Here is an 11,977-nt window from a genome sequence, read left to right on the forward strand (position 1 = left end):
TGAAATAACAGGGCATCAGAAAACGAGCTGTGTGCGGAGTGTGGCAATTTCGGTGGCAAGGCGCTTCAGATCCGCAGCTTCCTGCCGGATGATCTGCACCGCCTCATCGCGTGTGATGGTTTCGAAATGGACGGGCGCGCCGACGACTGTCTGGGACAGCAGGCGCAGGTCCGGCGCAATGACGGTGGCGATCTTGGGATAGCCGCCGCAGGTATTGGCATCCATCATCTGGATGATCGGCTGGCCCGCGGGCGGCACCTGAACGGTTCCGGGCAGGATGCCGTGGGAAAACAGGCTGAGCGGGCGCGAGAGTTTCAAAGCGTTCTGCCCTTCGAGCCGATAGCCCATGCGGTTTGCGCTGGGGGTCAGGGTCCAGGAAGCGGTGTGGAAGGTTTTCAGGCTTTCGGGCGTGAAGACGTCGTGTTCGGCTGCGGGCAGGACGCGGATCCGGGTGCCGTCTGCGGGGGGAAGCGGGCAGGGGCGCGTGAGGCCGTAGCCTGCGGCGGGCAGGCACAGTGTGGAGGCTGCGAGGCAGGAAAGGCGGTCGCCTTTCTGAAGGGCGCGCCCCTCAAGGCCGCCGAAGCCGCCTTTGAGATCCGTCGAGCGCGCGCCCAGAACCGGGGGCACGTCCAGACCGCCCCGGAGCGTCAGATAGGCGCGTGCGCCCTGTTCCGGCGCGCGGAGCGTCAGGATCTGGCCTGGCCTGGCGGTGATGGCCCAGTCGCGCGGGAGTTTCAGATCGTCGAGCGTGGCGGGGCAGGCGGCACCAGTGATGGCAAAGGATGTCTCGGCCTGAAAGCGCACGCGGAAGGGGAAAAACACGATCTCGATTCCGGCAGCATCCAACGAATTGCCGAGCAGCAGGTTGCCGTGGCTCAGGGCCAGACGGTCCATCGCGCCGCCTTGCGCCACGCCCATGGCCATGGCGTGAGGGCGGCCGAAATCCTGAATGGTGTTGAGGGAGGAGCCGGTCAGGATTTCGATCATGAGGCCCTCACGAAACGGACGGTGTCGCCCAGCCGCAGCAGGCCGGGTTCGGGACGGAAGGCATCGAACAGGCACAGATCCGTCCGGCCAAGGATATGCCAGCCCGACGGCGAGGTGCAGGGCATCATGCCCGCGTGGCCGCCGCCGATGACCACAGCCCCTTCCTCCACCCGCAGACGCGGGGAGTCGCGGCGGGGGATGGCCAGACGCGGGTCCAGCCCTGTCAGGTACACGAAGCCCGCCATGGCCCCGATGGCGGCGACGCTGTAGCGCCCGGCCATGTGGGCGTCGATGGTTTCCTCTTCCGTCAGGTTGGCGAAGCGGGCGACGAGCGCCAGATCTTCGCCGAATGCCCCGCCATAGACGACCGGCACCACGATCTCGCGGGACGGCACCTCTTCGGCGGAGGCCTGTGTCCAGGCGGTTCGGAGCAGCTCTTCCATGGCGGAAGCGTCAGTCTCTACGGCGTCGAACGTGACGAGAAGGTTATTGACACCGGGGATGGTCTGGAGGACGTCCGGGCGGGTGTTCAGCGCGCGGCTGGTGGCCCAGATGCGGCGCTGTGTCGTGTCGCTGAACGGGCCGTTGGCTGCGTCCAGCAGGAGGCCGCCTGCGCCTGCCATGTGAATACGGGTCATGCAGTCTGATCCGGCTGGGAGCGGCCATGGAACGGCCGCCGGGGAAGGAGGGCAGCGGCCAGCGCGCCGCACAGGATGATGATGCCTGTGATGTAGAAAACGCCGTGGAAATTGCCGGTGGCCTGAAGCAGATATCCCGTCATGACCGGGGCCAGAATGCCGAGGCCGTTGGAGAATGTCAGGGTCAGGCCGGTCACGGAGCCGAGGATTTCGTCTTCCACCAGCAAGTCCGCCAGCAGGGCCATGTTGGCTCCCGTGCCGCCTGCCATGAAGGCCATGGAGACGGCGAGGAGCGGAATGATGGTCGCGGCCGTTCCGCAGAGCGGCAGAAAGCCCATGGAGGAGGCCAGAACGAGGTACAGGCAGACGACCTTGCGACGCGCGCCGAAAGAGAGGTTGGAGCGCCGGACGAGCGTTTCACCGATCCGTCCGGCCGTGATGGAGAGAATGGCCGCGCCGATATAGCAATAGGCCGTATAGGCTCCGGACTGCTCGGTGCCGAGATGCAGGGTCTGGCGCATGATGATCGGCAGCCAGGACATCAGCAGGAAGTTGGCGTAATTGGCGCAGCACTGCGCGATGACGACGCCCCAGAAAGCCGAGGAGCGAAACAGGGTCGGCACCGAGATCAGGGAAAAGGACGTGGCCTGTGTGCCGCGTGCGGGGCGCGGGTGGGTCAGGAGCCAGACCACGGACCAGACCAGACCCAGCGCGCCGAGCAGCGAAAACGCCGGGCGCCAGCCGTAATGGGCAATCAGCCATCCGCCCGAGGCGGCACCGCAGGCTAGCCCGATGGGGATGCCGCAGATGAAGGCGGTCATCATCAGTCCACGTTCGTGCAACGGCGCCCAGGCCCGGACGACCTTGTTGCCGAGTGCGAAGGTGGGGGCTTCTCCGACGCCCAGCAGGATGCGGGTGGCGATGAAGGCCGGGACGGTGGCGGTCAGGCTGCCGAGGATCATGGCGAGCGACCACAGGGCCACGGCGGCCGCGCCGATGATCCGCACGCCGAAGCGGTCCAGAAGGATCGCGCTGGGCAGGTTCAGGATGAAATAGGACCAGAGGAAGCTGGAGAGGACCCAGCCTGTCTCCCCGGGTGTGAGGGCGAATTCATGCGCGATCTGGGGCATGCCCACGGACAGGGCGGCCCGGTCTCCGTAGCAGATCACGCACATGGCGATGGTGAGGGCGTATATGACGAACCGGAAAGGCCGGCGATCTTCTGAAACTGTCTGCAAGAAACTGCGCCTCTTTCCGTTCGCGTTCAGAATGTCAGGCCGGTCTGGATATAGTACATGCCACCGTTGAAGCCGTAAGGTGAGTAATAGGCATATTTATATTCGTTAAAGAGCGGTGCTGCGGTCGCCTTGGGAACGCGGGTCGGATATTTGTTGCCCAGGTTGTTCGCGCCGACCGTGACGCTCCATTTTGGCAGGATCTTGTAGCTGACGGACATGTTGGTCAGGAAAGCCGGGCGCTGTTCCATCGGAGCCGCCGTGGGGCTGGCGAGGAAGATAATGGAGCCGTAGCGCTGTTCCTGCACCATGACGTTCCACTTGCCGTAATTCCAGTTGACCGTGAGGTTTTCGCGGTTCTTCGGCGCGGAGTGCAGAAGCATTTCTTCGGCATAGGTGTTGAACGTGGACAGGCCCATGTTCGCCAGTACAGTGGGTGTCTTGTTGCGGCTGCGGATTTCGTTGTCGGAGTAGTTGAATGTGAAGTCGAAGCGGAATGTTCCGGCGCGTTTGGTGTGCAGGGTGTAGTTGGTGTCGATGTCACCGCCATAGGTCTGGGTATTGACGGGGTTTGTGTAATAGGAGGCGTAGGTGACGTTGTTCAGGCCAGACGCCTCGAGAATATCGGCCACACCTGCGCCGCCGAGGGTCGTGGTGCTGGCCAGACGGTCGTTGATGGCGATGTAATACAGGTTTGCGGTGACGTTCCAGTCCTTGAGGGGTGTGGCGTCGATGCCGATGCTATAGTTGCGGGAATATTCGCCTTTGATATGGCCTGCGCCGAGCGCCTTTGCGGCGGCGCTGCTGTTGGGGAGCTGGTCCACGGCGTAGTTGGCGAAGGGGGCGTTATAGAAATAATAGGTCTGGCCCAGTGTTGGCGGGCGATAACCGGTGTTGATGCTGGCGCGGATAGCCCAGTGTTTGTTGAAGTTGTAGCGCGTTCCGATCGAGCCGGTCGTGACGGTGGCGAGATGGTTGTAGCTCGTGGCGCGGCCACCGAGGGACCATTCCCATTTTTTCGTAACGTAGAAATCGAGGTTGACGTTGCCGTCGTAGATGTCGCGTCCGCGATTGGTGACGGCGAGCGGGACGTTACCGGCATGGTCGGTTGCGCCGAGGCCGATCCATGAGGCTTCCTCGCCTTCTGTCATCTGGAAGGTGTCACGGCGATATTCGCCGCCAAAGCGTAGGGCAATCGGTTTGGGGAGCCATGACGTGTTGAAGAAGCGCGAGCCTCGTATGCCGGTCGAAAGCTCTGAAGTGATGGTTTTGCCGTCATAAAAATCGCGCGGGCTGGCATCGCCGAGAGACATGTTGTTGCTGTCGAGGGTCGAATAGGCCTGATCGTCACGACCGTAATTGACGTAGGCGTCCCAGGCGAAGCCGAATTTATGCGCCTTGATGCCGTTGTCTGTTTCGAAATCGTACTGGTCCATGCCGATATAGGGCTGTGCGCCATTGGGCCAGAGATTGATATTGGTCAGGCTGTTCCCAGCACTTCGGTAGGTTTCGGCCACATGGGCCTTACGATGGCTGAAGGTCGAGGTGCTGTAGAGGCTGAGGTTTTCGTTCAGCGGGATCGCCATGTTTTCGCTGATGGTTTCCAGCGTCGATTTCGGGATGCCGAGGCCGCGCTGCACATCACGACTGGCTGTTTCGTTGCGGGAATCCCCGACCGGATAGAGTTGTCCGACGAAAAGGCCGCTGCGGTTAGTCGGAAGCTGGTGAGTAACCTGCGCCGCCAGATCGAGATAGCCACCGTTTTTGCCAAGTGCCGTGGCCCAATCCGCATAACCGTTCAGCGCCTGCCCGTCACCGGCGTAAAAGCCGCTGTTTTGGAAATTGATGGACCCGCCATGGGTGCGCTGCTTGAGAACGATGTTGACCGCACCTGCCAGAGCGTCCTGACCATAGAGTGCGGTGGCACCTTCGGTAATGACTTCGATATGATCGATTGCTGAAATCGGGATCAGGGAAATGTCGGTGGGTTCGGTGCCCCAGTTCGGGCCGGCATTGGCGTTGAAATTTGCACCGATATGGCGGCGGTGTCCGTTGACGAGAATCAGCGTATCGTCGGCGGACTGGCCGCGAAGCTGCATGGTCTGGATGAAGCCGCTGTTTCCGACGCCGGATTGTGGCGGAGACGTAATGGAAGCCGAGGCTTGGGCGAGGGCCTGCATGACGTTTGTCTGGCCGGTGGCCAGAAGCTGGCTGCCGGATACTACCGTAACCTGTGTGGTACTGTGAACCGGGGTGGAGGGATTCATCACGGATTGGCCGGTAGAGGCCGTCCCGGTGACGCGCATCTCTTCTGGACCCGACCTTGAAATGATGGATGTTCTGCGAGAGGAGGGTCTTGCAGAAGTGGTAGTGGCGGCCCTTGCAGGCGAGGTTGTGACCCGTTTGTGCGTGGAATGTGTGTGCGTCGTCACTCTGGTGGACGTGGCCTGGGCGGTTGGACAGAGCGAAACGAGCGAGCTCAAGGCAGCGCTACACATCAGGAAAGCCTTGGGTCCAAAACACTTGCTCATGGGCATCCCCTTTGCCAGCCGGTGTTGGCCGACCATTCGAAATATATGCTTTTCATGAACAAATCACACACATAACGAAACGACAACTAAAATGTTTTTATTAAGGAACAAACTCTCTTTTTCTGCCGCTTTGCTAGGCGAATCTGATTGATTTGACCGAGCGCCTGAGGCTGAGTCCTGTTTGACGAAAAGACAGCATCGCTTGAACGGACAAAAAAAATGAGTAAAAACTGAAACGAGAGAAAATTTTTTTGTCTGTCGAGTCGTGATTCCCGAACTCAGAACATTTGTCGTTGCTGCCCGGACCGAGAGTTTTGCCGCGACAGCCAAGGCGATCGGGGTGACGCAGTCGGCAATCAGTGCTCAGATTCGTCGGCTTGAAGAAGAGTTTGGCTATGATCTTTTTGAGCGCACAGGCAGGTCGGTAACTCTGACGGCAGCGGGGAGTCGTATCTTATGTCAGGTCGAAGATATCCTTTCGGCCTTTGAGGCGCTTCGAGGGGCGTCACATCTCAAGCCTGAAACCGAACTGTTGCGGGTGGGCGCTATTTCAACTGCTCAGACCAGCTTGCTTGCCCCTGCCATTGCGGGTTTGCATCTTGAGCTTCCGGATCTGAAAGTACGGATTGTTCCAGGGACTTCCATGAGTTTGCTGGATCGTCTGGATGCGGGAGAGCTGGATGCTGCGCTGATCGTCCGGCCACCTTTTGGGTTGATGCCATACATGCAGTGGCATCCTGTCGTGCAACAGGACTATGTCATGGTCGTCCCTGCTCATGTCGAAGGCGCAGACTGGCGACAGATCCTCGAAGGCCAGCCTTTTATTCGCTATGACAGCCGTTCTTTTGGGGGGCGTACGCTGGATCGATTTCTCAGGACGCAGGGGCTTTCTCCCCATGAGGTCATCGAGACTGAAGATCTTCATACAATTCTGCAGATGGTCGCCAATAATATGGGGTGTTCGATTGTTCCCTATATCTTTGCGGTTAGTGTTGTGCCGAATATCCGTATCTTGCCTCTGGGAGACCAGAAGATCGTGCGGGATGTCGGTGTGATGACCTTACGCGGCCGAATGACGGAGGGCTGCAAGGCTCTGATCCGGTATCTGGAAGAGGCCTCCCGCAGCAATATGCCTCCTCAGTAGTTTTGGATATTATGAAGAGCCTTCAGGTTGTTGCGCGCCATAGAAGGAGCGGCGCATTATCGGTTCCTGCTTGTTGGAAGTCGGTTCCGAAAGACCTGGATAGAGTGGCAAATGTTTCCAGAATGTTTCGCCCTTCCTCGCCGTGGGCCAGAGAGGGTACTCCGCGTCTGTGAGCAGCCAGGCCCAGGCCGAGTGTGATCGGATGGATTTCGAGACTTTCGAGTTTTCCATTCTGATAAGTGCAGATCGGCATGATGGTCTCCCAGAAACGTTTTTCGGCGGGGAAACCTTTCGCATCGTTGTTGCTGCGAGCTTTATAAAGCTGATGAGGTGTTAGCTCCGGACTTACGCGGTTCGCCATATAGGATTCGACTGGGAGGCGCTCCACGAGTTCATTCTGTCCTATGAAATTGCCCAGACTGTAGAAGATCGGTTTGCCGTTATGGATTTCGAGGCCCCGCAACAGATGTGGTCCGTGACAGGCAACGATATCCGCACCGGCGTCGATCGCCTGACGGGCGGCTGTTACGAGAAAATCAGCCGGAATTTCTACGTCGAGTTCTCCGTTGGCGTTATATCCGCTTTCATGTGCGTGAATACTCAGGATGACCGTATCGGAAACCATCCGTGCTTCTGCGATCCAGCGATGCAGGGCTTGCGTGTCCGTCGGGTTGGGGGTGGTGCTGACTTTCGTTTCCTGACCGACCTGAAAATTCAGGTTTTCGAAGGCGAGAACCCCCTCGGGGGCGGGAAAGGCGAAACCAAGCTGGATTTTGTCGTCCTTGACCCGTTGCAATCCGAGCTTCCGGTAGATCTCCCTCAGGGAGGTCATATCATCGGCGGAAACGTGGTGCATCGTGTTGTAGCGTAGCGGATTGATGCCGGGGCGTCCCTGCATCGCGCTCGTCTGCATGGCTGCCTCCTGCCCTCTGGCGAAGGTGGAGGTGCAGGACAGCATGGAGACCGTACCTGCAGGATGCGTAAAATATGTAGGGCGTCTGGCATCTTCCAGATGCAGGCCGATCCCGGCATGATGCAGATTTCGGTGGTTGAGTTCGTCCAGCGTCTTGCGCAGGCCGGAGATGCTGTAATCCAGCGAATGGTTGGTTGCCGCCGCAAAAAGGTCGAAACCGGCTTCTTTCAGGTCATCCAGAACCCGGGATGAGGCGCCAAAATGCGTGCCGCCCATATCAAGGGCCGGATCACCCACGAAATCGTTCGGTACCAGTTCGAGATTGGTGAACGAAACATCGCAGGCGCGGATCATGTCGAAAAGGGGCGACAGTCCGGGGTCAGTGCGGCTGTTGAGTTGCCGAAAGAGAATACTGTCACCCGTCAGGCAGATTTTCATCAGGCGGTCCGGAACATCAGTTGAAAAATTGATGCTTTGGGAAAAGCATTTCTGTGCCGGTATGGTTATCGAAGACGCATGAGGTGTCCAGTTTCAGGACGCTCTTTACGGTGATGGTTTTCCCATCTTCATGATATGGAAAAACCGGGCTTCTCACGGAGCCAGGCAGCTCTGGAGGCTCTTACGACGTGGGCAGAGGTTTCTGAAGGATTTCGAGCAGGCGGTTGAACAGGCTGAGACGCGGCGAGTTCCGCTGGATCAGAAAGCCCAGATTTCGGCAGGGAGCCGGGGCCGGAAGCGGGATTTTTTTTAAATGGACGCCCGCGGGCCAGGGACGGGCCCAGTCAGGGACGAGCGAGACGCCCGTTCCCTGACTGACGATGATGGCAATGGCGTCCAGTGAGTCGAGCTCGAGGCGTTCATGGGGCCAGATCCCTGATTTTCGAAGATATTCGTCAGCAAGACGGCCACCCCACTGCATCCGGTCATAGCGGATCAGAGGATGATTCCGGAGGATTTCGTGGGGGTCTGTTTCCTGAAGAGCTTCCGGGGCCAGGACGACCAGAGGCTCGGACCGCAGGGTCTGCCAGACTAGTGTTTTTGGAATTTCAAAAGGCGGCTCCACGATGAAGGCAGCGTCGATATTTCCTTCCAGAACCGCGTTATGCAGCCCGGATGAAGAGCCTGGAGTAATATGCAGCTCGATTTCGGGGAAACATTCGAAAAAACGTTTCAGATAAGGGGGGAGGAGGCCATTCGCCGCACTTGATATCGCGCCGATCCTCAGGGTCCCGACAGGCTTGTCACTCGCAGCAATGGCGCAGAGATCCCGGACGCTCGTGACGATCGCCCGGCTCTGTTCGATGATGGCTAGCCCTTGTTCTGTAGGACGGACGTTCCGCCCATCACGCTGGACAATCGGACAGCCTATTTCGTCTTCGAGCGCGCGGATCCGTTGGGCAACGCTGGCTGGGGTAAGGCGGAGCTGACGTGCTGCACCCGCAAGCGACCCCTGTTCGATAACGATCAGGAAACTTTCGAGGAAGCGTGTGTCCATGAGTAGGTCTCCGAAGGGTCTGTCAGGGCAGCGTAACGTAGCGAAAGAGATCAGACATCGGATTTACCTTCTTCTGAAGTCATATATTCGCACGATTGTTACGCCGACGAATATGATATCAGCGGATTTTTCCAGAAAAGTCATGGTGCAGTCATGGTTAATCCGTTTCATCTCGCATTCCCGGTCGACGACCTTGCAGCCGCCCGGATCTTTTACGGAACTGTTCTCGGGTGTGCAGAGGGACGGAGTACGGAAACCTGGATCGATTTCGATCTTTATGGACATCAAATCGTTACGCACCTGGTTCCTGATGCCTGTCAGGGTGGGAGTGAAGGTGGAGGGGGAGCCGTGGACGGTCATAACGTGCCTATCCCGCATTTCGGCGTTGTTCTTGACATGGAGGACTGGAAGGTTCTGGCGGAGCGTGTTCGCGGTCATGGCATTTCTTTTGGAATGGAGCCACAGATCCGTTTTGCGGGACTGCCGGGCGAGCAGGCGACGATGTTTTTCTGCGATCCCGCAGGGAATGCGTTGGAATTCAAAGCTTTCGCCAATATGCAGCAACTTTTCGCCAAGCAGTAAGGGTTGTTTATGTTCTGTTCTGGTCAACCCGAGACAAACAGCATGACCGCGCCTTTGATGGATGTCGATCTCGGACATCATCTTTTCAGTCGTTTGTATGAGATCGGTTTTGACGGCCGTGGCATGACGCGGCCGTCTTACGGAAGGGAAGAAAATTTCGCCCATGCCCTGTTCATGGGTGTGGCAGGGCAATACGGATTAGAGGTACGTCGTGATTGGGCTTCCAATCTTTACCTGACGCTTCCTGGCCGTGACCGCACCCTTCCAGTCGTCATGACGGGGTCGCATCTCGATACTGTTCCATGTGGCGGAAATTTCGATGGAGCGGCGGGTGCAGTGGCTGGTCTTCTTGTGCTTTGTGCCTGGGTCAAAGCGGGTTTCCGGCCGGAACGGGACACGACACTGATCGTGACACGTGCAGAAGAAAGTGTCTGGTTTCCGCTGTCCTATCTGGGAAGCCGGACGGCTTTCGGGCTGCTTGAGCCTTCCGCGCTCGAAACTCCGCGAAGCGACGATGGTCTGAGCCTGAGGCATCACATGCAGGACTGTGGCGCCAGTCCCGACCTGTGCGGAAAAGCATCGGTTCTGGATGCCGCGAAAATCGACTGTTTTGTCGAACTGCATATCGAACAGGGGCCTGTTCTTTTGGAAGCGGACGTTCCGGTAGGGATCGTGACAGGAATTTGCGGGAGCACGCGGTATCGCTCGGCTGTTATTCATGGTCAATATGCCCATTCCGGGGCGACGCCGCGTTGTTTCCGTTCAGACGCCGTGATGGCCGGGGCCAGCATGATGACTGCTCTGCACGAAGCCTGGAAACAGGCGGAAGTTGACGGGGAAGAGATGACTCTGACGTTTGGCGTCTGCCGGACCGACGAGGCACAAGCGAATTTTGCAGCGGTTCCCGGGAAGCTGGATCTCGTGATTGATATCCGTTCCCGGGATGAAGCGCTTCTTGAGCGGGTCAACGGGTTGGTTATCCAACAGGCGCGTCGTGTTGAACAGGACTATCATGTCCGTGTGGAGCTTGGGCCGAGGACCTGTAGCACACCTGCCGTCATGAATGCAGATTTGCAGGCGGACGCAAAAATCATTGCAACCTCGCTGAACATTCCCTTCGTTTCGATGTCAAGCGGTGCCGGGCATGATGCGGCGATATTTGCCTTGCAAAACGTCCCGACGGGAATGCTCTTTGTGCGCAATAGCAACGGAAGTCATAATCCAGACGAAAGCATGGAGATGGATGACTTCATGGAGGGGGTCCGTCTGCTGGAATGCCTTCTGCGCAGGCGGGCAGTATCTGTGTCCTGAATCCTTTGAGGGCCTGCATTCAGGATTGTATGGAGGTGCCAAAACGATTTGGCTCTTTCGCGAGTGTCTGATCCAGGCGGGTGCTATTGAAAGGCTGTGTGATCGTTTTGATAATACGCTGCGTAACGCGGGTTATCTGCCGATGTCCGTCCAGATCCTGAATGTAGCACTGGTAGCCGCTCCTAGATAGCGCAATATGAACGCTGAGAAAGCAGATTTCCGGGTAAGACGTGTTCCCGAAGACTGGCGGCCCAAGCGCAAAGCTGTCTCATAAAGATCGCCATGCAAACTGGACGCTGAAGTTTGCCAAAGCGAAGCGGCAGGATGACGGGACGATCCCTACAACAGATCTCGTCATCCCATTCTTTGGATACAAATTCCACGTCTCCATTGACCGGAAGTTCCGGTTCATCCGGAAACGGAAGACGACGGGTGTGATCTGACGTTCTTCAAGCTTTTCAATAAGCGGATCAGCATCATACGCCTTGTCGGCGATAAAGGCTTTGGGATCGATTTCATTGAGGAGAGGTTCTGCTTCAGTGGTGTCGGCTCTCGCCTTTGCGTCAGCGAAAGAGCCATGGCCTTGCCCGCAGCATCGACAATGGCATGGATTTTCGTGGTTAGTCCGCCACGGGATCGTCCGATGATCTGATCGTCGCCCCTTTTTTATGGGCGCCCGCACTATGCTGGTGAGCCTGCACAATCGGGCTGTCAATCATCATGTATTCATTGGCTCGATCATCGGCGAGCAGATGGTGGAAAATCCGTTCAATCACGCTGCTTCCGCACCAGCGACGCAGTCGTTTGTGAACATTCTTCCAGTCCCCGAACTGCACTGGCAGGTCACGCCACGGAATGGCGGCGCGGTAACGATATAAAACTGCTTCCACAAACAGCCGGTTATCCGCAGATGTCCCGCCGACATGACCTTCCCGACCCGGGAGAAGATCCTTTATCTGCTCTCACTGATCATCGCTCAGACCATACCGGCACATCCACACATCTCCAAAAAACGGAGAAAAATATCAAAGATCAGATGAAAACAGGCCTTATGGCATCGTAAGCTAGGCTCAGGACCTATTAATTTATTGAACTGAGCGGTGTTCCGTGATTCACAGTCTTACCGATGGAGGGTGGGCCT

The 11,977-nt window shown here is 57.8% G+C and carries 9 protein-coding genes and 2 pseudogenes; 4 read left to right on the forward strand and 7 right to left on the reverse strand.

The features are described 5' to 3' along the window. Positions 1-15 precede the first annotated feature (15 nt). Genes JK213_RS14555 through JK213_RS14570 form a run of 4 tightly spaced genes read right to left on the reverse strand, consistent with a single transcriptional unit; the run spans position 16 to position 5,391 of the window. On the reverse strand, positions 16-987 hold the full coding sequence (locus JK213_RS14555) for a biotin-dependent carboxyltransferase family protein (RefSeq protein WP_194263402.1): 972 nt from the start codon (positions 985-987) through the stop codon (positions 16-18). After that, complete coding sequence (gene pxpB, locus JK213_RS14560) at positions 984-1,625, reverse strand: 5-oxoprolinase subunit PxpB (RefSeq protein ID WP_194263403.1); 642 nt, start codon at positions 1,623-1,625, stop codon at positions 984-986. Before pxpB ends, JK213_RS14555 begins: the two co-directional genes overlap by 4 nt. Next, on the reverse strand, positions 1,622-2,863 hold the full coding sequence (locus JK213_RS14565) for an MFS transporter (RefSeq protein WP_194263404.1): 1,242 nt from the start codon (positions 2,861-2,863) through the stop codon (positions 1,622-1,624). Before JK213_RS14565 ends, pxpB begins: the two co-directional genes overlap by 4 nt. 26 nt (positions 2,864-2,889) lie before the next feature. After that, positions 2,890-5,391 (reverse strand): TonB-dependent receptor domain-containing protein, encoded by a 2,502-nt coding sequence (locus JK213_RS14570; protein WP_194263405.1) that lies wholly within the window; start codon positions 5,389-5,391, stop codon positions 2,890-2,892. Between the two features lie 265 nt (positions 5,392-5,656). Between JK213_RS14570 and JK213_RS14575 the strand changes: the two genes are divergently transcribed. After that, entirely contained in the window at positions 5,657-6,535 is an 879-nt protein-coding gene (locus tag JK213_RS14575; protein ID WP_194263406.1) for a LysR family transcriptional regulator, read from the forward strand. Between the two features lie 22 nt (positions 6,536-6,557). Here JK213_RS14575 and JK213_RS14580 read toward each other — a convergent pair whose 3' ends face one another. Together JK213_RS14580 and JK213_RS14585 are read right to left on the reverse strand one after the other, a co-directional pair. Then, complete coding sequence (locus JK213_RS14580) at positions 6,558-7,886, reverse strand: CapA family protein (protein WP_194263407.1); 1,329 nt, start codon at positions 7,884-7,886, stop codon at positions 6,558-6,560. A gap of 181 nt (positions 7,887-8,067) precedes the next feature. After that, entirely contained in the window at positions 8,068-8,943 is an 876-nt protein-coding gene (locus tag JK213_RS14585; RefSeq protein WP_194263408.1) for a LysR family transcriptional regulator, read from the reverse strand. Positions 8,944-9,096: 153 nt separating this feature from the next. Between JK213_RS14585 and JK213_RS14590 the strand changes: the two genes are divergently transcribed. From JK213_RS14590 to JK213_RS15970, 3 genes and pseudogenes are all read left to right on the forward strand, one after another. After that, the gene (locus tag JK213_RS14590; RefSeq protein WP_194263409.1) at positions 9,097-9,525 is read left to right on the forward strand and encodes a VOC family protein; all 429 of its coding nucleotides are present in this window, start codon (positions 9,097-9,099) and stop codon (positions 9,523-9,525) included. Between the two features lie 42 nt (positions 9,526-9,567). After that, positions 9,568-10,836 carry a Zn-dependent hydrolase gene (locus JK213_RS14595; protein WP_249200692.1) on the forward strand — a complete coding sequence of 423 codons (1,269 nt, stop codon included), beginning with the start codon at positions 9,568-9,570 and terminating at the stop codon, positions 10,834-10,836. A gap of 37 nt (positions 10,837-10,873) precedes the next feature. Then, positions 10,874-11,267: pseudogene (locus JK213_RS15970) on the forward strand (IS5/IS1182 family transposase); the annotation flags it as partial. Here JK213_RS15970 and JK213_RS15975 read toward each other — a convergent pair. Further along, a pseudogene (locus JK213_RS15975) lies at positions 11,261-11,792 on the reverse strand (IS5 family transposase); the annotation flags it as partial. The pseudogenes JK213_RS15970 and JK213_RS15975 sit on opposite strands and share 7 nt — an antisense overlap. Positions 11,793-11,977: the final 185 nt, after the last annotated feature.

Source organism: Gluconobacter sp. Dm-44 (genome assembly GCF_018256175.1).
In the GTDB taxonomy this organism is placed as follows: domain Bacteria; phylum Pseudomonadota; class Alphaproteobacteria; order Acetobacterales; family Acetobacteraceae; genus Gluconobacter; species Gluconobacter cadivus.